Source organism: Campylobacter iguaniorum, assembly GCF_000736415.1.
Lineage (GTDB): Bacteria > Campylobacterota > Campylobacteria > Campylobacterales > Campylobacteraceae > Campylobacter > Campylobacter iguaniorum.
Genome location: NZ_CP009043.1, coordinates 1,515,375 through 1,537,745, shown reverse-complemented (window position 1 = coordinate 1,537,745; position 22,371 = coordinate 1,515,375). Strand labels below are relative to the sequence as shown.

The window sequence follows — 22,371 nt, the reverse complement described above, 5'->3', positions numbered from 1 at the left end:
TTTGCGTAGAAAATGGCTACTAAAGGAATATTAATAATATTTTTTTAGATTATAGTGGTTATCAGTAATTTATAAAAATTAAATTTTATTTTTTAATTTTATTGCGTATCTATGAAATAGTTTTGTTTATTAAAAATTTAAAATCTCTAATTTTCTTAGTAGTCCTATGAATGTGAGAATTATCGATAGCAAATATACGCTTAGAAGCACTTTTTTGTGAGCTTTAAGTTGCATTTTTTCTATGATTTTTATGCCTATAACAACGCCAATCATAGATGAAATTCCAACAGTAATTCCAGCATTTATGATATCTTTGTTTATAACTCCAGAGCTTATGAAAGAAATCGTACCTGAAAAAGATGCAAATACCACAAAAAACAGAGATATAGGCACGACTTTTTTGCTATCAAATCCTAGCATATATCCCAAAATCGGTGCTATAAGTAGTCCGCCACCGATGCCTAAAGATATAGCAAAAACCCCAGTCACAGCTCCAGCCCCAACCAAAATAATGCGTTTTTGTAGCTCATTTCTTTGAGTTTGATTGACGACGTTTTTTACATCAAATGCGTATTTTAAGAAAAATATTATACTCAAACATAAAAACGCGCCAGTAAGCGCCACGTCTGAAAACATTCTTACTATCACGCCGCTAAAACTAGCTCCAAAAAGCCCACCGATACCGACTAAAACGCCGTCTTTTAGATTTAAATTTTTCTTTTTGTAGTTTATAAATGAGCCAAAAACCGACGAAAACATCATCTGAAAAACAGAGATCGCTATGGCGTGATGAGAGCTAAATCCAATAGTAAGCATAAATGGCACGATAATCATACCGCCGCCAATCCCAAAAAGCCCAGAAGCGACCCCTGAGACAATACCAATAAATATATAAGATAATTCCATAATCCACTCTTTTAACAAATTTAAAAGCTGATTTTACACCATATTTGCATATTATTTGCTTATATTTTGCAGATTTTGGATTAAATTTGGGCTAAATTTAGACTAAATTTGACTAATCGGCTCACCAAAACAGCGAGCCAACTAGCTTAAAAATTGCCAGTGATTTGCAAATAATATCTCCTGCCTTCTTCTACTCTATTGTACGCATTGACCCAGCTTGTGCTGCCACCACTAGTGTAGCTCTCGAAGCTATCTGTGAAGTCTTTATCAAAGAGATTATGAACGCTTAAATTTAAGCTCCAATTTTTGCTAAAGTCATAACGTGCGCCAAGAGAGGCTAAAAATATATCTTTGTAGTATTCACGGTCTATGTTAGTATCGCCCATGTATCTGTCTTTTTGCCATTCGCCCTTTATCCATGGCGTAAATTTGCCTATTTTGTATGATGCTTTTGCGCTTAGATTGTGCTTTAAGCTGCCGACTTCTGGCTTGCCAATCTCTTCTGGTGAGCTACTTTCTTTGACTTTGGTATCAAGATACGTCCAGCCTAAATTTAGATCTAAATTTGATGTAGGTTTAAGCCCAACGCTTGCTTCAAGCCCTTTATATTCGACTTCGCCTTGGTTTATTGCTTGATAGCAACTATCTGCCGTGCAAACTCCAATACTTGGAATGCTTTCATTTTTCGCATATTTTCTTGAAGAGATTTTGTCTTTAAATTTAGTCAAAAATCCAGTCAAGCCTGCATTAAATACGCCATTATCGTAGTTTGCGCCAAGCTCGTAATTGATCGATGTTTCTTCTTTTAAGTTTGGATTGCCATATACTGGGATTTTGCCTTGACCGCTGAAGTTGTATTCGCCAGCTATTAAGCGGTTTGCATAAGGAGCTTTGAAGCCAGTTGAGACGCCGCCTTTTAGCACGATTTCATCTGTAGGAATATAGACTAAATAGGCTCTTGGAGAGAAGTTGTTGCCAAAGATTTCGTGGTAATTATATCTTCCACCAAGTGTTAGGAGTAAATTTTCTCTCAAGCTTATCTCATCTTCGCCATAAAATGCAAGCATATATTGATCAAAGCTAGTTGGATTTGCGATTTTGTCGTGCATTTTTTCAAGGCGATATTCGGCGCCAAGTGTGAATGTGTTTGATGAGCCGACGTTAAAAACGCTCTTTGTATCGGCGATGAAATCCTCAGCTTTTATATCTCTATTTTCGCCTAAAAACGGCTGAGTTTTTTGACCCACGACCTCGCGACCGTTATTTGTCACGCGATTGTATTGTAGTGCTGAACTTAGGCTAAAATCATCATAATCTCCTTCGTGAGCAAGGTAGGTTACAAGCTTTTTTATATCCATTTTATCGGTATATCCACCAGTGAGAGATCCAGCTTGTTTGCCAGGAGCAGTAAGAGTGCCAAGCTGACCTTTTGAATTGTTGTAGTGGTTTTGGCTGTAGTCGATATCCCATGTGAGCGTGTTTTTATCATCGACTAAATAATCAAATTTAGCTCCGATGTTGTAGTTGTTTGCCTTGGTTGGGCTTTGGGCTTGAGTGGCATCAACTTGCTTGCCATCTGGAGTGGAGTAGGTCACATCTGAGGCTTGTCTGTAGGAGTTTTTGAGCCTTAGGCTAAGACCTAGTTTGTCCTCAATAAGCGGACCATTTAAAAACACGCTTTGCCCCCAAGTATTGCCCCAGTCGCTATTTTCTTGTATCAAGGCGTCCAAGCTTACTGAGCCGTGCCATTCATTGCTGACTTTTTTGGTGATGATGTTTATCACGCCACCAAGTGCTTCAGAGTCATACAGTGTACTCATCGGGCCTTTGATGACTTCTATTCGCTCTATTGATGAGAGTGGTGGTAAAAGTGCTGAGCCGACCTCGCCAAAGCCGTTTGGTCCGATCTCGCCACCCACGCCTTGACGTCTGCCGTCTATCAAAATCAGCGTATAACCAGTAATTCCACGCATTGTGATATTGTATGTGCCTGTTTTGCCTTTGCTAGCAAATAGATCCACGCCAGGCACGTCTGAGATGGCTTCTGCGACGTCACGGTATGGTTTGCTTTGGAGTTCATTTTGAGTTAGCACGTTTATGGTCGCTGGAGCTTCTTTGATGTCTTGAGCAAACCCGCTTGCACTGATTACTGATTTGTCTAAAGTAGCGCTATCATTCGCTACTAAATTTGTCATAATACAAGAACTTGCGAGTACGCAAACAAAGCTTTTGCTGGTAAATTTACGCATTTTTTCCCTTTGATTTTTTATAAATTTGATTTGATAAAGCGAATATTATTGTAAATTTATTTAATATCCACTGAATTTTGGTAGTAACTATCAAAATTAAATTTATAGATTTTATTTTAATATTAATTATCAAATAAAATCAAGTAAAAAACAAATTGATATTAATTATAAATTTATTTTTGTTCTTGTATAATTCGGCAAATTTAACTAAGGAAAATAATGGAACTCATAAAAGAATATATTGATTTAAGTATCTTTGCAATACTTGGTATTATGGCATTTATAGCGCTTTGGTGTGTTATAGAAAGATTGCTATTTTTTAGGAAAATTAATCTTGATAATTACAAAAGCCAAGATGAATTTGAAGATAGTTTGAGCGAAAATTTGACGACGCTTTACATCATATATTCTAATGCTCCTTATGTTGGATTATTGGGAACGGTTATCGGAATTATGATAACATTTTACGATATGAGCTTAGCTGGAAATATAGATGTTAAATCAGTCGTTTCTGGTCTATCTTTGGCGCTCAAAGCTACTGCTCTTGGGCTTTTTGTGGCTATTCCTACGCTTATAGCTTACAATGCCTTGCTTAGAAAGGTAAATTTGATAGCCAACAAATACAAAGCAAAATTATGATAAAACTACCAAAAAATGAGGGGTTAAACATAGTTCCTTTTATCGATATAATCCTAGTTTTGCTAGCGATTGTGCTAAGCATTTCTAGCTTCGTGGCTGAGGGCAAAATCAAAGTAGATCTGCCAAGCGGACAGTCATCTGTGAAAATGGAGGATGAAAAAGATAGGCTTTTGATAGTTATTGATAGTCAGAGCAAGTTTTTTATAGATGACAAGGAGCAGGGCGAGGGCGAAATAAAAGATAGAATAATGGATTTACACAAAGATACTTTAGTGGAGCTAAAAAGCGACAAAAATGCGACATTTCATAGTTTTGTAGTCATAGTCGATGCCTTAAAACTAAAAGGGCATGAAAAGTTTCAAATCATCACGAGTAAAGAGCAATGAAAAGCCTATTTTTGCCGTTTTGGACGCATAAATTTCAAGCGTTTTATATAAGTTTGGTTATTAGCATTTTGACTTTGTTTCTTATTTACCAAAGTGCAAATGCGGTTGTTTTGGAACCAATTAAACTTCAAAATGAGAATTTTTCTATGCAAATAGCTCAGTTTGTAGCAAGCTCACAACCAAAAGAGCCAAAAACTATGGAGCCAAATCTCAAGCCAATAAAAGAAGAGATCAAAAAAGAAGAGCCACCCAAAAAACCTATAAAAAAGCATATTAAAAAAGAGATAAAAAAGCCTAGTAAAAATCCAGAAAAACCAAAAGACATGCTTAAAGATACGCCAAAAATAGAAGAAACCAAGGCTTCAAATTTAGCTCAAACTCAAGCTGCAAATCCAGCCCAAAGCTCAAATTTGCCCTCCCCAGCCACGACTTCAAATTTACCCCAAACTCTAACTTATGGCAAAACAAACGATGAAAGGCTAAAAAAGATAAAAATGGCTATCGATGAAGCTGGATTTTATCCACGCAAAGCTAGAAAAATGCGGCTTAGCGGCGAGGTTTGGGTAGAGTTTTTATGGCAAAAAAACGGTGTTTTAAAAGATTTAAAAATCAAAAAAAGCTCCAGCCACGACGTGCTTGATGAAAGCGCCTTGCAGACCATTAAAACCGCGTCAAAAGATTTCCCGATTTTGGATAAAGATATACGCTTAGAAGTCCCTATAGTCTATGATTTGAAGTAGTTCAAAAAGTAAGTCAAATTTGGAAATATTTATAAATTTATGAGTTGTTAAGGCGAATATGGATAGGATTTTTCTTTTGCCTAAGGATTAAATTTGAAATACCAACTTATGCTAATTTCTGTTGCGAGTTTTGTGATTATCGCAGCTGGACTGAGCGCGGCTTCGGCTATTATGGTTCCATTTTTGCTAGCAGTTTTTATAGCGATCGTCGTTTCTCCGGTGCTTGGATTTATGGAGCGACTCAAAGTGCGTAAAAGCCTAGCTTTTATCATGCTTATATCGGCTTTTATCCTTGTGCTTTGGTTTTTAGGTAGTGTGGTATCTGTCGCACTAAACGGTTTTAGCGCATCTTTGCCAGAGTATCAAGCTCAGCTTAAAGCTTTCATGGATGAGGCTGTGGCGTGGCTAAACTCTTATGAAATCATTAAAATCAATAGCTTTGTGATTGATAGTATCGATACGAATAAAATATTTGCGACCACAAGTACTGTGCTAAGGCAGACTAGCGAGATAGTTACCAAGTCGTTTTTGGTGTTTTTGCTTGTGATTTTTATGCTTGTTGAAACTCAAGTTTTTAAAGACAAGGTCGAGTATTTTTCTAAAAAACACAATTCAGCCCACGACATAGTAAATAACTTCATATCAAATTTAAAAAGATATTTGGCGATAAAAACAGTTTCATCTATCGCAACTGGACTGATACTTTGGGGAGTTTTAGTTTATTTTGGTGTGCCTTATGCGCCACTTTGGGCGGTTGTGGCATTTATACTAAATTACATTCCAACTATCGGCTCTATCATAGCAGCTATTCCAGCACTTCTTATGGCACTCATCGCAAACGACCTTAGCACAGTGGTTTGGCTAAGTGCGATCTATCTTATAGTAAATATTGCTATAGGAAATTTCATAGAGCCGAAATTTCTTGGCTCAGGGCTTGGGATTTCGACTTTGGTGGTTATTTTAAGCCTGCTTTTTTGGGGATTTTTGCTTGGAATTGGCGGTATGTTTTTAGCAGTTCCTTTAACAATGAGTATAAAAATCGCCCTAAATGAAAATCCAAAGACCAAATTTTTAGCCATTTTGCTGAGTAATAAAGCGGATTAATGAATAAAATCTTTTTAACTATCCTAATAAGCTACGTTTTACTAGCCTTTTTAGGAGCTGTTATTTTGAGCTTTGATGTAATGCGTGTAAGACCGATTGCTTTCATAGATTTGCTTTTTACTGCTACTTCGGCAGTTTGTGTGACTGGGCTTATCGTGGCAAATACGGCAACTGATTTTAGTATTTATGGTCAAGGCATTATACTTTTGCTTATCCAAGCTGGTGGATTTGGGTATATGAGTTTGGCTGGATTTTTGTTTTTGTTGATAGGCAAAAGAGTGGATTTCAAAGGTAAAATGACCTTAAAAGAGTCGCTTGATTATCCGACTATGCAAGGTCTTATCAAATATCTAAAGAAAATTTTTATATTTACACTTTGTATAGAGCTGGTCGGAGCTGTACTTTTGACGCTAAATTTTATGCTTGATATGTCTTTAACAAAAGCTATTTGGGCTGGGATTTTTCACTCAGTTTCAGCCTTTAACAATGCTGGATTTAGTATATTTGAGTATAACTTAATGGGTTATAGAGATAATTTTGTTCTAAATTTGACAATTTGCTTTTTGATAATCTTTGGTGGGCTTGGATTTTTAGTGCTTAGTGAGTGTTTTAACTTTTATAAAAAAAGCTCAAGAATCAGCATTCATACAAGGATAGTTTTGATAGCGACGGCTATTTGCTTGGTGCTTGGAATATTTGTTTTGCTAGTGTTTGAATGGAATAATCCAAAAAGCATTGGCGAGTATGATGTTTTTAGTAAGTTTTTGACTACATTTTTTGCTTCTGTAAATTTAAGAACCTCAGGATTTAACACTATAGATCTTAGTACCTTAAACGACCAAAGTTTGTTTTTCTCATCACTGCTTATGATAGTAGGCGCTGCTCCTGGTGGTACTGCTGGAGGTATAAAGGTCACTACTGTAGCGGTTTTGCTTATTTATGCTTATTGCTCTTTAAGAGATAAAGATCCAGTCGTTTTTAAAAGAGAAATACCAGAAGCTATAGTCAAAAAAGCCTTTTTGATATTTATTATAGCTACATTATATATAGTTGTCTCTATTATGATTTTGAGTGCAACAAATGATAAGACAAACTCATTTTTCTTAGGCTTGCTTTTTGAGATTTGTTCGGCTTTTGGTACTGTTGGAGTGAGCGTGGGAGATGGTGGAAGCTTATCACTGTCGGCTAAATTTAGTGAGTTTGGCAAGCTTTATATTATACTTTTGATGTTTATGGGTAGGGTTGGGGTTTTGGTTTTTAGTATGGCTATACTTAAAAAGAGCAAATCAATAAATATAAAATATCCACAAGAAGGAGTTGTATTATGAAAACTTACGCAGTAATTGGGCTTGGTAAATTTGGCTCTCAAGTCGCCCTTGATCTATTACAAAATGAAGAACAAGTCATCGCGATAGATAAAAACGAAGATAAGCTCAAAGAGTTTAAAAATATCTGCGAAAATTTATTTATCATAGATACGACAGATATACTCTCTTTAAAAGAAGCTGGTATAAATGAGGTTGATACAGCTATAGTTAGCATTGGTGAAAATATAGAAGCGTCCATACTTACAGTTATGGCTCTAAAAGAGATTGGCGTAAAGGAGATTATGGCTAAAGCCCATAGTCAAATTCACGGTAAAATACTATCAAAAATAGGCACAGATAGAGTCATATATCCAGAAAGAGACGCAGCAAACAGACTTGTTAAAGGTATTACTACAAACCCAAAAGTAGAACTCATAGACATAACTAATACAATGAAAATCATAAAATACAAAATACCTTCTAAATATGCAAATATCACTATAGAAGAGTTTTCAAATCAAACTATACCAAACATAAATATAATAGCTCTAAAAAGAGATGATGAGTGGAAAAATAGTGTGAATAATTCTTTAGTATTATGCAAGGGTGATGTTATTTTATTGCTTGGAAATGTAGCGCAGACCCAAAAATTTTTATTAAATTTAGCTTAATCAAAAATAAATTTGTTTAAGTAAAGATTAAGTTTTTCTCAAAAAGTGCAACTTTTAGTAACATTATTTTTATATTTAGCTTAAATAGTATTCGGATTATTATATTTTTTATCGATAAAATATTTTTTTGATAAATTTACGCAATAAATTTTTTTTCTAAGAATACGTTAAGTCCATTGTTATACGGCTTAATTATTTATTTAAGCTAATTTTAATAATTCTAGGATACGATTTTCTCTGATTTCATAGTTCAAAGGAGAACAAAATGGGTACTAGAAAAGAACACGATTTTATAGGTGAATTAGAGATTGCTGACAACGTTTATTATGGCGTTCAAACATTTAGAGCAGTTGAAAATTTCAATATTACACATGAAAGACTTTGCAATTTTCCAAATTTCATAGTTGCACTTGCTCAAGTTAAAAAAGCAGCAGCTTTAGCTAACTTTGATTTAGGCTTATTAGATGCAAAAATCAAAAACGCTATTTGCGATGCTTGCGATGCTGTAATGAGCGGTAAATACAATGACCAATTTGTCGTCGATATGATACAAGGTGGCGCTGGAACAAGTACAAATATGAATGCTAACGAAGTTATAGCAAATATCGCACTTGAGATGATGGGTCACAAAAAAGGTGAGTATCAATACTGCCATCCAAACGACCACGTAAATCTAAGCCAAAGTACAAACGACGCTTACCCAACAGCTCTAAGAGTAGCTATATATGAGAGACTTTGCGAGCTAACTGAAGCTATGCATATCTTAAAAAATAGCTTTGAAAATAAAGCTGAAGAGTTTAAAGATGTTTTAAAAATGGGTAGAACTCAACTTCAAGATGCAGTTCCTATGACTCTTGGTCAAGAGTTTAAAACATTTGCTATCATGATTGGCGAAGATATCGATAGAGTAAGAGAAGCTAGAAACCTAGTTCGCGAGATAAATCTTGGTGGTACAGCAATCGGTACAGGTATCAACTCTCACCCAGACTATCCAAAAGTAGTTGAGACAAAACTTCAAGAAGTTACAAAACGTCCATTTATAACAGCTGGAAACCTTATAGAAGCTACTCAAGATACTGGTGCTTACGTTCAAATTTCAGGCGTATTAAAAAGAGTTAGTACAAAACTAAGTAAAATTTGTAACGACTTAAGACTTTTAAGTAGTGGTCCAAGATGTGGATTAAATGAGATAAATCTACCAAAAATGCAACCAGGCTCAAGCATTATGCCAGGTAAAGTAAACCCAGTTATCCCTGAAGTTGTAAACCAAGTTTGCTTCTCAGTTATCGGAAACGACATTACTGTAACTCTAGCTTGCGAAGGCGGTCAATTAGAACTAAACGTATTTGAACCAGTTGTAGCTTACAGCTTGTTTAATTCAATTGCTATGCTTAAAAAAGCTTGCAAAACTCTAGCTACAAAATGTATCGATGGAATCACTGCAAATGAGAAAGTTTGTGCTGATTTTGTTTATAATTCAATCGGTATTGTTACAGCATTTAACCCATATATCGGTTATGAAAACAGTGCAAGCATAGCTAAAGAAGCTCTAACTACTGGTAAAAGCGTTTCAGCTATCGCACTTGAAAGAGGTCTTTTAACCCAAGATCAAATCAACGATATTCTTCGCCCAGAAAATATGTTGAACCCACATATGACAAGTGAAGATAAAAGTAAATTTAAAAATTAAATTTTTGCAAAAGCCAAAGGCTCTAAATGAGCGTTTGGCGGCAAAAATTTGGAATAAAAAACCATTTTGCAAAAGCTGACGCCTAAAGCGCCAGCTAAGCAAACTTAGTATCGTAAAAAATTTAGTCACAAGCTAAATACACAAATGCTATCTAGTTTAGGTAGTATAAATAAGGAGAATTCATGGACATTATGTTGATTTTACAAGTAATAGTCTTGCTTGGTGCCATTTATGTAGGTATCAGACTTGGCGGTATAGGCATAGGTTACGCTGGTGGTCTAGGCGTTGTTATTTTGGGGCTTTGCCTTGGTATGAAACCAGGTAGCATTCCTTGGGATGTTATCCTTATCATCATGTCTGTTATTGCTGCAATTTCAGCTATGCAACTTGCTGGCGGTCTTGATTATTTGGTTCAAATCGCAGAGAAAATCTTGCGTTCAAACCCAAAACACATCAACTACCTAGCTCCGACAGTTACTTATTTCTTAACTATCTTAGCAGGTACTGGGCACACAGCATTTTCAATGATTCCTGTTATCGTTGAGGTTGCAAAAGAGCAAAACATCAAACCAAGCTCACCACTTAGTATAGCTGTTGTCGCATCTCAAATAGCAATTACAGCAAGCCCAGTTTCAGCAGCAGTTGTTTATATGAGTGGTGTTTTAGAGCCACTTGGTTGGAGTTACCCACTACTACTTGGTATTTGGATAGTTACTACATTTGCAGCTTGTATGCTTACAGCTTTTATCATGACTCTTATCACAGATCTTGATCTTTCAAAAGACAAAGTTTATCAAGAAAGATTAGCAGCAGGTCTTGTAAACCCACCAAAAGGCGCTCAACATATTGAATTAAAACCAGGTGCTAAACTATCTGTTGGTATATTCTTGATCGGCGTTTTACTTGTTGTTTTATACGCAACTGCTATCTCAAAAATCGGTGGCAAACCAGTATTTATAGAAAACGTAATCGTTCCACGTGACGCAGCTATCATGAGCTTTATGCTTGGTGTGGCTACATTTATCACTATGCTTTGCAAAATCGAAGTAGGCAAAATAGGCGAAAGTAGCGTATTTAAAAGCGGTATGGTAGCTTGTGTGTGCGTTCTTGGTGTTGCATGGCTTGGTAATACATTTGTTGGTGGTTACACAAACGAGATTAAAGGTCTAGCTGAAAACTGGGTTAAAGCAATTCCAGCTCTACTTGCAGTTGTTTTCTTCCTTGCAGCTATGCTTCTATACTCTCAAGCAGCTACTGCAAAAGCCATAACTCCAGTTGCAGTTGCAGCTCTTGGTATCAGTGCAGCAAACCCAGGCGACGCTTATATGCTAGTTGCTAGCTTCGCAGCAGTTTCAGCCTTGTTCGTTCTTCCAACTTACCCAACTTTGCTTGGTGCAGTTCAAATGGACGATACAGGTACAACTAGACTTGGAAAATACATATTCAACCATGCATTCTTAGTCCCAGGTGTTTTAGCTATCGCTATTTCTGTAGCACTTGGATTTTTAATAGCTCCAATGTTTGCATAAACAAATTTATAGTCACTTTGCCTAGCAAGGTGGCTATATTTATACTCAAATTTACTCCATTTTTTCATACTATTTTAAAAGCATTTCATAAACAAATTTCAGTTATAATCTTTCAAATTTAAATTTAAGGCAATTTCATGAAAATCCTAAGTCTAGCAACTATTTTATCTTTTCAATCTCCAAATTTAGCAAACGTATATAAAGATGATGAAATACTAGTCATCAGCCCTCTAAAAGATGCTTTGGCAAATGCTAAATTTATCAAATGCGAGATCGGTGCTATGAGCTACACATTAGCTTTGATATGCAAAAACTTGCTTGATGATGAGTTTTTTGATGACCTTGACGAGGGATATTTGAGTGGCGAGAGCAACATCGGAGAAGAAGAAATCCCAGAAATATGCGAATTTATAGAAAATACAAAAGTTTGCGTCGTAAGCGATGAGATTTTTAGCACAAATGGCTCACAAACCAAGCAAATGCTAAATCTACTAAGTATGAAATTTGGCTTTGATATCGTGGATTTAAGCGGAGAAAAAATCAGCCTAAATGGCGAATTAAACGAGCTTAGCGAGCTTGAGAGCTTTGATGGCGGAGTTGTATTTACTCACCCTAAATTTGATGAGTTTAGAGGCGGAATGTACTTTGCTATGGCTGCTAAGATTAAAGACGGCGCCAAAGTCAGCCTAAAAACAAGCCAAAAAGAGCTTGAAGCTACTTTTAGCCTTGATAAAAATATGCAAGGAACTGTGGCGTTTTTAGGAAATAGCGACTTGAAATACGGATTTGAAGTTGTAAATTTAAAAGGATAGATAAACCTTTCATAAAATCTTATCTTTGCCGATCTAATACCAAATAGTTATACATTTATATAAGGAAAAATATGGAAAAAGAAGCTAGAAAACTAACGCCCGATGAGATTAAATTTAAAGAGCTAAACGACAAACTCGCAGACAAAATAGCAACCAAAAAAGAGATAACCACGCTAGATAGAAACATCGTATCCATTATGCCTTATGCTATAGATACAGCTACTGAGCTTTTCGAGCTGAAAGAAAATACCAAATTTGGTGTATTCATGGGTAAAGATCCGCTTGATATAAATATAGTAAATTTAGAAACTAAAGAGTATCTATACGAAAGCCCAGCCAAAGATGTAGAAAAAAAGCTTATAGAATTTGAAAAAGAATATAGTCGCCACAAAGCGATATTTATATACGGTATAGGTAATGGAATTTTCTTAAAATCATTATTAGCCAATCCCTCTCACGCAAAAATCATTGTATTCGAGCCAGAACTTGAGATTTTGTACGCGGCTCTTAGTTTGATTGATTTTTCACAAGAGATTTTCAAAGATAGGTTAATCATCCTTAAAGCAGATATGGTTAAGTTTATAGAGTTGTATATTATATGCAGAATTCCAGATATATTTAATAGTTTAAGATTGTATAACCTTCATATTATAAATGACTATTACGCACAAGATAAGTATAAAGATAATATACTTACGATAAATCAAGAAATGGCAAGAGCTATTTCCCAAGCGATAAAAGAGCGTGGCAATGACTCTAAAGACAATCTTATAGGTATGGAGTATACTACAAAACATTTGCCAAACGTCTTTTCAGGAGTTCCTTTAAAACGTATTATTGATAAGCGTAAAAAAAAGTGTAAATCAGCAGTTATAGTTTCTACTGGTCCATCTCTTGCCAAACAGCTCCCCATGCTTAAAAAATTAGCCCCATATACAACCATAATAGCAGTTGATGCGAGCTATCCAGTGCTTAAAAAGTACGGTATCAAGCCTGATTATGTTACATCTATCGAGAGAGTTCCAGCGACATCAAAATTTTTTAGTGAGCCTGTAAGCGACTTCGATAATGGTATTATATTTATTGTAGCATCACTTACACATGATGATACTGTGGCAAATTTAAAAGGTAGAGAGGTTTGTTACGCGCTTAGACCACTAGCTTATGAAATGAGTTTTAAGGATTATACTTTTGGATATATCGGTGGGGGTCAAAGTGCAGCTCACATGGCTTTTAACGTAGCTCAAGTCTTAGAATGTGACGATATCATACTTATCGGTCAGGATTTGGCTTTTGGTGAAGATGGTTCTAGCCATTCAAAAGGTCATATTTTTAAATCTACCGAAATAGATCCAACTAAACGCGAAAAGATTATGACGACAAAATACGGTGGCGTCGGCGAGATAGCCACTACGACCACTTGGAATGTATTTAGGACATATTTCGAGCATTCTATAGCAAATTTAAAAAGAGCAAATGGAGAATATCCAGTATATAACTGCACAGAAGGTGGCGCTAGGATAGAAGGCACCATAGAAGTTCCATTTAAACAAAAAGCAGACGAAATCATAAAAGCTGGTATAAAAAAGAAATTCGCTACTGTGCCAAAATTAACACCAAAACAACAAGAATTGCGTTTGATAAAAACTAAAAGATACCTAAAAAGTGTATTGAAATATGGTGAAAAACTACAAAAACAGTGTGAAAAAATGTTTTTAAAGATAGCAAAAGAGATAGAAAAAGATAAAAAGTTGATCGCCAAAGATCAAAAAGATAAAATCGATTATATGAAACTACAACAAATTTCTTTTGATATAGATGCACTCAAAGAAAAAACATACAAAGAACCAATGTTCCTATCAGTATATTACGCCGTTTGTAGCTCTATGCTATTACACCAAGAACTAGAGCTTGCTGTAATATCTGCTAGAAGAGTCGATAATGAAGATGAAAAGAACGATAAGCTTTTTGAGTGGGTTTCATGCCAAAGCTACTGGTTTTTTAGTCTAGCAGGAAGCATAGACGCTGCACTAGGTAGACTAAAAGAAGCGTCTAAAGACTGGATGGGTGATAATTAGCTTTTATTTTAATCTCGCAATGACAAATTTAAGCGTCATTGCGAGTGAGTGAAACGAACTTGACAATCTAAAATCAACCCCAAAAAATCTAAAATTTCCTCATTCATCTATAAACATTTTCAAAACCACTCCGATATATCTAATAACTTTTTAGCAAGGACGCTAAAAGATAATTCAAATTAAAAGGATTTAAAATGGGATTTAGAATCAACAATAACATCGCTGCGATGTCTGCACACACAAACTCAGTTATGAATAACCGTAACCTTGATAGCTCACTTGGAAAACTTAGCTCAGGTCTAAGAATCCAATCAGCAGCAGATGATGCTTCTGGTATGAGTATCGCCGACAGCTTGAGAAGTCAAGCAAATGGTCTTGGTCAAGCTATCAAAAATGGTAACGACGCAATCGGTATAGTTCAAACAGCAGATAAAGCTATGGATGAGCAAATCAAGATTCTTGATACTATCAAAACTAAATCTATCCAAGCAGCTCAAGATGGTCAAAGCAGTGACTCAAGACGTGCACTTCAAAACGACATCAGTAGACTACTTGAAGAGCTAGATAACATAGCTAAAACAACAAGTTTCAACGGACAACAACTATTGAGCGGAAGCTTTAGCAATAAAGAATTCCAAATCGGTGCATACTCAAACGAAACAGCTAAAGTAAGCATAGGTGCTACAGATTCAAACTCTATAGGTCATACTAGATTTGAAACTACAATGAATACTGTTGTCACAACAAGTTTGGCTGGTTCTGTTACTGTAAAATTAAGTGGTATAGATGGATTCCCTAGCGGATATACATTTAAAGCTATAGATGCTAATACTTTAAAACAAGATGGTTATAAAGCATTAGCTGATCAAGTAAATGCTATATCTGATCAAACAGGTGTAAAAGCTAGTGTAAACAATACTCAAGTTATGAGTGTAGCAGTTCAAGCTGGTACTATAAAAGGCTTAACTATAAATGGTGTCTTAATAGGTGATATAACTGTAAAAGCTGGAGATAGCGACAATGTCCTAGCAGCTGCTATCAATAAGAAAAAAGATGAAACTGGCGTAGAAGCAAGTATAGAAAATGGTAAATTAACTCTAGCCACCAAAGACGGTAGAGCTATTGCCGTAGATACAACATCTCTTGGTGGATTTAGTATAGCTGGTGGTAAAGTTACTGCTAGTACGGGTGCTGGTAAAACATATTTAGGACAAATTACATTCACTAGACAAGATGCTAGAGATATCAAAATAGGTATAAACGGTCTTTCAGCAATGTCTTCTTCTGGTATGTCTGTTGGCGCATCTATTTCTGTTGCGTCTGTTGCGTCAAGTTCATACAATCAAGCTTCTGTAAACTTGAAATATATGAACTCAGGAACTATAGCTTCTGATATTGCTAAGGCTATGGGATTCTTTAAAGGTGGTGAAACAGCTACAGCTCAATCAGGTGGTGTAAATAGCTTCGCAGGCGCTCAAGCTATGATAGATGTCGCTGAATCAGCTCAAAAAACACTTGATAGCATTAGAGCTGACTTAGGTTCTGTACAAAACCAACTAGTAAGCACTATTAATAACATTAGCGTAACTCAAGTAAACGTTAAATCAGCAGAAAGCCAAATCCGTGATGTTGACTTCGCTGAAGAGAGTGCAAACTTCTCTAAATTTAACATCTTAGCTCAAAGTGGTAGCTATGCAATGAGCCAAGCTAATACAGTACAACAAAACGTTCTTAGACTACTTCAGTAGTTTGAGGTTGTTTCCTTGAAAATGTATTAAGATTGTTACAATAATCTAAATCATAAATCCGAAGCTGGAGGCAACTCCGGCTTTTTAAATTTCTCCCTTTTTCCTCTCTTAAAATTCGCTTGTCTTAGTAATCTCATTGTGATAAAATACTCAAAAATAATAGGTAAGCATATCAATAATGTTTTTAGTGATAAGGAGTTTAGATAGAAATTCAGTTGTCATAAATTTTGCGACAGTTTAACTTGTTTTTGTCTAAAAACTCATTGCTTTATAAACCAAATAATGAGTTAAAAATAAACGATAATGCCCTTACCACCATAGCTTTGATGACTGCTAAAAGCGAACCAAGCCAAAAAGATATAATCATAAAACTTATAGTGAATTTACTTGAAGAGTAGATAATTCTTTAATTTTGGAACATCTTTTGCTTTATTAGTCCAAACTATTTTAAAGGACTAAAAATGGGTTTTAGAATCAACACAAATATAGCGGCTATGAACGCCCACACAAATGCGGTGGTAAATAACCGTAGCTTAGACAGCTCTCTTGGTCGTCTTAGCTCAGGACTTCGTATCCAAACAGCAGCAGATGACGCATCTGGCATGAGTATCGCAGACTCTCTAAGAAGCCAAGCAAGCGGTCTTGGACAAGCAGTCAAAAACGCAAACGATGCAATAGGTATCGTCCAAACAGCAGATAAAGCTATGGATGAGCAAATAAAAATCCTTGATACTATCAAAACCAAATCTATCCAAGCAGCTCAAGATGGTCAAAGCAGTGACTCAAGACGTGCGCTACAAAACGACATCTCAAGACTACTTGAAGAGTTAGATAATATCGCAAGTACTACTAGTTTTAACGGTCAACAACTCCTAAATGGAAGCTTCAGCAATAAAGAGTTTCAAATCGGCTCATATTCAAATGAAACTGCAAAAGTAAGCATAGGTGCTACAGGATCAAATTCTATAGGTCATACTAGATTTGAAACTACTCAAAACGCAGTTGCTTCAGCGATTAGTGCATTAACTGATTTAACGGTGAAGCTTAGTGGTATAGATAGATATCCAGCTGGTTATGTTTTTAAAACTATAGATGCTGATACTTTAAAAGTAGATGGCTTTAAAGCAGTTGCCGATCAAATAAATGCTATATCGGATTTAACCGGAGTAAAGGCTAGTGTAAATAATACTCAAGTTATGTCAGTTGGAGTTCAAGCTGGTACTATAAAAGACCTTAGAATAAATGGCGTTCTTATAGGTGACCTTACTATAAAAGCTGGAGATGAGGGAAATATCTTAACTGCTGCCATAAATAAAGTCAAAGATGAAACAGGCATAGAAGCAAGTATAGAAAATGGCAAGCTAACTCTAGCTGCTAAAGATGGCAGGGCTATACGTATAGATGCTTCTTCTGTGGGTGGATTTAGCATAGCTGGTGGTAAAGCAGTAGTCGGTAGTGGCGCTGGTGGTGTATATCTTGGTCAGCTTACTTTTACAAGACAAGATGCTAGAGATATAAAAGTAGGTATAAATGGTCTTTCTGTGGGTGGTATGTCTGCTACTTTCTCTACTGCAGCAAATATTTCAACTGTTTCTGTCGCTTCGATAGCTTACAATCAAGCTTCTGTAAATTTGAAATATATGAACTCAGGAACTATTTCAAGTGCTATAGCTAAAGCTATGGGATTTTTCAAAGGTGGAGAAATGGCAACCGATCAATCGGGTGGCGTTAATACATTTGCCGGAGCTCAAGCTATGATAGATGTAGCTCAATCAGCTCAAAAAACACTTGATAGCATTAGAGCTGACTTAGGTTCTGTACAAAACCAACTAGTAAGCACTATTAATAACATTAGCGTAACTCAAGTAAACGTCAAGAGTGCAGAAAGCCAAATCCGTGATGTTGACTTCGCTGAAGAGAGTGCAAACTTCTCTAAATATAATATATTAGCCCAATCAGGAAGTTATGCAATGAGCCAAGCTAATGCGGTACAACAAAATGTCTTAAAGTTACTACAATAACTTTAAGCATTTCCTTGAAAACGTATTAAAACTATTACAATAGTTTTAATACGTCTCTACGCGAGTAAAGTAGCTTTTTAGCCGCTTTACGACGTTAAGGTTGTTTCTTTGAGAATGTCTTAAAGTTATAATAATTAAGAGCTATTATTAAGAGACACATTCCCAAAATGTTGGTAGGTTCGTTTTGGGAAAATCTCACACTTACCAAAACTCTTTAGTCCGATATCCCCTTTTTTTTGGGGATATTTATTTTTGAATTAATTAAATTTTTGTGAGTATATTATTTAAGCTATTTGTATCAAGCCATTGTCTATTTGTATTTGAGCTATATTCAAACTCATCATTTACTTTTATACCATTTTCTCCTAATAAATTTATGCCAAAATTTGGCTCTGCTACAAACTGAATTGACGGTGTGATAACGTAATGATCGCTAAACTCATAAGTATGGTGTGCGTCATCTTTACTTATCATCATCTCATGGAGTTTTTCTCCAGGGCGAATACCTATGATTTTGATGCCAAGATCAGGCGCCATAGCACGGGCTAGATCGGTCATTTTCATAGATGGGATTTTTGGGATGAAAAGTTCTCCGCCTTGCATTCTAGCGAAGTTTTTAAGAACAAATTTAACGCCATCTTCAAGCGTAATCCAAAATCTAGTCATTCTATCATCTGTGATAGGCAGCTCTCTCTCGCCCCCAGCGATTAGCTTTTTAAACAGTGGCACGACTGAGCCACGACTTCCTACGACATTGCCATATCTTACGACGCTAAAGCGAGTTGGCTTGTTGCCTGCGATGTTGTTTGCAGCGATGAAGAGCTTGTCGCTAGCTAGCTTGGTCGCGCCATATAGATTGACTGGATTGCAAGCTTTGTCTGTGCTAAGGGCAATGACTTTAGAGACGCCATTTGCTAGCGCCGCATTTATGACGTTTTGAGCGCCGTTTATGTTGGTTTTGATACATTCCATTGGATTGTATTCAGCCACTGGCACGTGCTTCATCGCTGCAGCGTGAATGACGTAATCCACAGAGTTCATTGCGGTTTGGAGGCGTCTTTCATCTCTGACATCGCCTATGAAATAACGCATACATTTGTCGCTAAATTCGCTTGCCATTTCGTATTGTTTCATCTCATCGCGTGAGTAGATGATGATTTTGTTTGGTTTGTAGTTCTCTAGTAGGATTTTTGTGTATTTTTTACCAAAGCTCCCAGTTCCGCCAGTTATCAGTATATTTTTGCCATTAAACATTGAAAATTCCTTTTATTTGGATTATACCAAATTTTAGATTTATTTAAAAATCGTCAAATGTAATTTTTCTTAAACCACTTTGCAAAGATGAAAAGCGAGTAAAGGTGCTGTTTGAATCTGCCTTGAGTGGCTTTTTGGTAGAGGATTTTGACAAATTCTTCATCAAAAAGTGGTATAAGTTTATTTACGCTTAAAATTTCATCTATTATCGTTTTGCCAAATTCAGCTAAAATCCACTCCATAAATGGCGAACTAAAGCCCTTTTTCTTGCGTTCTATGATCTCTTTTGGCAGAAAATCCTTAGCTATAAATTTTAAAATATCTTTGGTAGAATGCTGGTATTTCGTGCTATCAGCCAAACTTAGGCTAAATTTAACCAAATCAAGATCCAAAAACGGCGTTTTAAAGTTTAGAGCGTTTTTGACGCCGATTTGCCTTGTTTTACTCATCGCCACGCCAGTCCAAATTTTAAAGTCAATATAACTCATTTGGCGTAAATTTGTGTAGTCATTTTTATACTCGCTTAGCGGTTCGCCTAAGGCGTAGTTTTTTAGCAAATGCGACTTACCAAAATGCGTAAAAACCTCCCCAAAAGAGCCATATATTGGTAGTCCTAGCTCTTTCCGCCTTAGATATTCATAGTCCTTGCTGATGGGCGGATAATCTTGCTTGGATAGGCTTTTTTGATAAAACTCAAGCACCCTAAAGTATAACCTATATCCTAAAAAACACTCATCACCGCCCTCGCCACTAAACGCCTCACAAAAGCCGTTTTGCGTGATTTTTTTGCTTAAATGATAAAGTGGCAAACATGCGCTATCAGCAATTGGCTCATCAAAAATCTCAAAAAAATTATCCAAAATATCTAAAAAATCACTTTTATTTAACGTGATTTGGTGGTAGTTTGAGTCTAGAAATCTACTACTTTCTAAAGCCGCAGCACTCTCATCGTAGTTTTTAAACTCATCAAATCCAAGACTAAATGTATCAAATTTACCACCATAAATTTGCTTATAAAGTGCGCAAATCATGGAGCTATCAATCCCGCCAGAGAGCAAAAAACAAGGATTTTGGCTACTTGCCACTCTTAAATTTAGCGATTTAGCTAGCAAATCTAAAGCCTTTTTTGAAGCCGTTTCAAAATCCAAATTTATCTCATCAATACCACGCAAATTCTCAAAACTATTTATCTCAAATTTGCCATTTTCTAGCCTAAAATACTCGCCCCCATTAAGACAAAAAATACCCTCATAAAACGTCTCGTAGCTTGTTGTTTTCATAAAACTAAGATAGCTATCAAGGGCTTTTAAATTTGGGCTTGGAGTGTGATTAAGAGCTGATAAAATCGATTTTATGCTGGTTGAAAATATAAATTTGCCAGATTTTTTATAGTAAAAAAGCTGCTTAGCACCAAGAGTGTCATTCGCACCAAATGCTAAATTTGCGTCTTTGTCGTAGATCAAAAAGGCGAAATTCCCATTTAGCTGACTCAAAAAATCAGAGCCATATTTTTCATAAAGTTGAAGTAAAATTTCACCACTATTTTTAGCATTACCACAAATTTTATCGCCCAAAAATTGCTTGTTATAAATATCTTCATCAAAAAATATAGTTGTGTTACCTAAGGTTACAAATTTATCAAAGATTACGTTTAAATTTTCGCAGAGAGTTTTCATTAAAGAGCAGAAAGGCGACAAAAGTCGCCTTAGGATTATTTCATTTTCATAGGTTGGATTTTTTTAGCTTCTATACCTTTTAAATCAACCTTATCGCCATTATCGAAGTTAAGAGTAAGATCAACTTTATCACCAGGATTTACGGCTTGTTTTAGTCCTATCATCATGATGTGAAGACTGCCTGGTTTTAGCTCTACTGTGCTTTTTGCTGGGACATCTATCTTTGGTATTTGAATCATTTTTTTCATACCATTTTCACTTACGTGAGTGTGAAGCTCTGTAAACTCACTCACGCTGTTGCTACCTGAAACAAGCGCAATGTTTTTATCGGTGTTGTTTGTTATTTTCATAAAAGCAGCACTGTTCTTGGCATTTGGCGGAGTAGCTTTGGCGTAAGCGTTGCTGATTTCGATATTTGCAGCTAAAACTAAACTAGCAGCTAAAGATGCTAAACCTAAAAATTTCAACATATCTGTCTCCTTAAAATTAAGATTTATACAATTTTATATGAAACCATATAAATTATAACTTAAAATTAAAATTAGTTCAGCTATAATAACGCCTCAAATATTACATTTAAGGCGGCTTGGTTGAAAAAGATAGCGTTTTTCATTTGTTTGGGATTTAGTGTGCTTTTTGCAAAATCTCTTGAAGAAATTTACTTAGAAAATGGCATAGTAGCTGTGCAAAATGCGATAGAATCAAATTTGCAAAGCAAGGATTATTGGTCAAACAAGATCAAAGATATGGATTTGAGATACGGATATTACGAAGATGACAAACTCCTAACAATCGTGGATAAAAAATCAAAAAATATTTTTCTTTATGAATATAAAAATGGCAAGTTAAATAAAAAATTTAACCACGAAATTTTAACTGGTCTTATGGGCGATAAACTAAAAGAGGGCGACCTAAAAACGCCTGTTGGGGTTTATAACATCACAAGAAGATTTGTGCCAAGCGACACGTATTATGGGCCAGTTGCTTTTAGTCTTTCGTACCCAAATATCTATGATCAAGCAAGAGATAGAACTGGCGGCGGCATATGGATACACGGCTTTCCGATGCAAGGCGTAGTCAGAGAAGATACACTTAAAACAAAAGGCTGTATTGCCATACCAAATAATTTTTTGGTCGAATATGAGAAGTTTGTGGGTGACAAAGGTGGCTTTGTTCTTATCAATGAAAACTCTATCGCAGAGGCTTCAAATGATCAAATTTCTGCTATTTTTGCTGAGCTTTTTAAGTGGAAAAAAGCGTGGAGTGACAGCGATATAAACAAATATTTAAATTTTTATGATAAAACTTTTGTTCGGTTTGATGGGGTTAAATTTGATAGATTTAGTGAGATGAAAAAGAGTATTTTTGCTAAAAAAGAGGATAAATTCATACAATTTACCAAATTTGAGATAACTCCATATCCATCTACAAGCAAAGATAAGATTTTTAGAGTTAGTTTTATGGAAAAATACAGAACTGCAACTTATAAATTTGATGGAGAAAAAACCCTTTATGTCAAGCTTGACGGTGATAAAATGAAGATTTTAACAGAACAATAATA

At 35.7% G+C, this 22,371-nt stretch carries 19 protein-coding genes; 14 read left to right on the top strand and 5 right to left on the bottom strand.

All coding sequences use genetic code 11. The features are described from left to right. Positions 1-129: 129 nt before the first annotated feature. Together CIG1485E_RS07770 and cfrA are read right to left on the bottom strand one after the other, a co-directional pair. Positions 130-906 carry a sulfite exporter TauE/SafE family protein gene (locus CIG1485E_RS07770; RefSeq protein ID WP_038455205.1) on the bottom strand — a complete coding sequence of 259 codons (777 nt, stop codon included), beginning with the start codon at positions 904-906 and terminating at the stop codon, positions 130-132. Between the two features lie 146 nt (positions 907-1,052). Next, positions 1,053-3,155, bottom strand: a complete 2,103-nt coding sequence (cfrA, locus tag CIG1485E_RS07765) for a TonB-dependent ferric enterobactin receptor CfrA (protein WP_038455203.1) — start codon at positions 3,153-3,155, stop codon at positions 1,053-1,055. A gap of 219 nt (positions 3,156-3,374) precedes the next feature. Here cfrA and exbB point away from each other — a divergent pair, with 219 nt between their 5' ends. The 13 genes from exbB (at position 3,375) to CIG1485E_RS07705 (ending at position 17,880) form a co-directional block, all read left to right on the top strand. Continuing rightward, the gene (exbB, locus tag CIG1485E_RS07760) at positions 3,375-3,794 is read left to right on the top strand and encodes a TonB-system energizer ExbB (RefSeq protein WP_038455201.1); all 420 of its coding nucleotides are present in this window, start codon (positions 3,375-3,377) and stop codon (positions 3,792-3,794) included. After that, positions 3,791-4,180 (top strand): TonB system transport protein ExbD, encoded by a 390-nt coding sequence (gene exbD / locus CIG1485E_RS07755; RefSeq protein WP_038455199.1) that lies wholly within the window; start codon positions 3,791-3,793, stop codon positions 4,178-4,180. Before exbB ends, exbD begins: the two co-directional genes overlap by 4 nt. Further along, positions 4,177-4,920: an energy transducer TonB gene (locus CIG1485E_RS07750; protein ID WP_038455197.1), complete on the top strand. Its 744-nt coding sequence runs from the start codon at positions 4,177-4,179 to the stop codon at positions 4,918-4,920. Before exbD ends, CIG1485E_RS07750 begins: the two co-directional genes overlap by 4 nt. A 93-nt stretch (positions 4,921-5,013) precedes the next feature. Further along, on the top strand, positions 5,014-6,024 hold the full coding sequence (locus tag CIG1485E_RS07745; protein WP_038455195.1) for an AI-2E family transporter: 1,011 nt from the start codon (positions 5,014-5,016) through the stop codon (positions 6,022-6,024). Then, positions 6,024-7,352, top strand: coding sequence for a TrkH family potassium uptake protein (locus CIG1485E_RS07740; protein WP_038455193.1), 1,329 nt, complete (start codon positions 6,024-6,026; stop codon positions 7,350-7,352). Before CIG1485E_RS07745 ends, CIG1485E_RS07740 begins: the two co-directional genes overlap by 1 nt. Beyond that, the gene (locus tag CIG1485E_RS07735; protein ID WP_038455192.1) at positions 7,349-8,002 is read left to right on the top strand and encodes a potassium channel family protein; all 654 of its coding nucleotides are present in this window, start codon (positions 7,349-7,351) and stop codon (positions 8,000-8,002) included. Before CIG1485E_RS07740 ends, CIG1485E_RS07735 begins: the two co-directional genes overlap by 4 nt. 265 nt (positions 8,003-8,267) lie before the next feature. Beyond that, a complete protein-coding gene (aspA, locus tag CIG1485E_RS07730) occupies positions 8,268-9,692 on the top strand; it encodes an aspartate ammonia-lyase (RefSeq protein WP_038455190.1) in 1,425 nt (474 codons plus the stop codon). A 182-nt stretch (positions 9,693-9,874) separates the two neighbouring features. Continuing rightward, positions 9,875-11,221 (top strand): anaerobic C4-dicarboxylate transporter, encoded by a 1,347-nt coding sequence (locus CIG1485E_RS07725; RefSeq protein WP_038455188.1) that lies wholly within the window; start codon positions 9,875-9,877, stop codon positions 11,219-11,221. Between the two features lie 137 nt (positions 11,222-11,358). Next, positions 11,359-12,033 carry a hypothetical protein gene (locus tag CIG1485E_RS07720; protein ID WP_038455186.1) on the top strand — a complete coding sequence of 225 codons (675 nt, stop codon included), beginning with the start codon at positions 11,359-11,361 and terminating at the stop codon, positions 12,031-12,033. Between the two features lie 71 nt (positions 12,034-12,104). Further along, on the top strand, positions 12,105-14,111 hold the full coding sequence (locus CIG1485E_RS07715) for a motility associated factor glycosyltransferase family protein (RefSeq protein WP_038455184.1): 2,007 nt from the start codon (positions 12,105-12,107) through the stop codon (positions 14,109-14,111). 194 nt (positions 14,112-14,305) lie between these two features. Beyond that, entirely contained in the window at positions 14,306-15,859 is a 1,554-nt protein-coding gene (locus CIG1485E_RS07710; RefSeq protein WP_038455182.1) for a flagellin B, read from the top strand. A gap of 227 nt (positions 15,860-16,086) precedes the next feature. Further along, positions 16,087-16,257: a hypothetical protein gene (locus CIG1485E_RS09470; RefSeq protein WP_156412529.1), complete on the top strand. Its 171-nt coding sequence runs from the start codon at positions 16,087-16,089 to the stop codon at positions 16,255-16,257. A 63-nt stretch (positions 16,258-16,320) separates the two neighbouring features. Then, positions 16,321-17,880, top strand: a complete 1,560-nt coding sequence (locus CIG1485E_RS07705; protein WP_038455180.1) for a flagellin B — start codon at positions 16,321-16,323, stop codon at positions 17,878-17,880. Between the two features lie 261 nt (positions 17,881-18,141). Here CIG1485E_RS07705 and pseB read toward each other — a convergent pair whose 3' ends face one another. From pseB to CIG1485E_RS07690, 3 genes are read right to left on the bottom strand one after another with little or no spacing between them, the layout of a single operon-like run. Further along, a complete protein-coding gene (pseB, locus tag CIG1485E_RS07700) occupies positions 18,142-19,134 on the bottom strand; it encodes a UDP-N-acetylglucosamine 4,6-dehydratase (inverting) (protein WP_038455178.1) in 993 nt (330 codons plus the stop codon). A gap of 53 nt (positions 19,135-19,187) precedes the next feature. Further along, entirely contained in the window at positions 19,188-20,810 is a 1,623-nt protein-coding gene (locus tag CIG1485E_RS07695; RefSeq protein WP_051870954.1) for an asparagine synthetase B family protein, read from the bottom strand. A gap of 35 nt (positions 20,811-20,845) precedes the next feature. Continuing rightward, entirely contained in the window at positions 20,846-21,280 is a 435-nt protein-coding gene (locus tag CIG1485E_RS07690) for a copper chaperone PCu(A)C (RefSeq protein WP_038455177.1), read from the bottom strand. A 120-nt stretch (positions 21,281-21,400) separates the two neighbouring features. Here CIG1485E_RS07690 and pgp2 point away from each other — a divergent pair, with 120 nt between their 5' ends. Beyond that, the gene (pgp2, locus tag CIG1485E_RS07685; RefSeq protein ID WP_038455175.1) at positions 21,401-22,369 is read left to right on the top strand and encodes a cell shape-determining L,D-carboxypeptidase Pgp2; all 969 of its coding nucleotides are present in this window, start codon (positions 21,401-21,403) and stop codon (positions 22,367-22,369) included. The last annotated feature ends 2 nt before the right edge of the window (positions 22,370-22,371 follow it).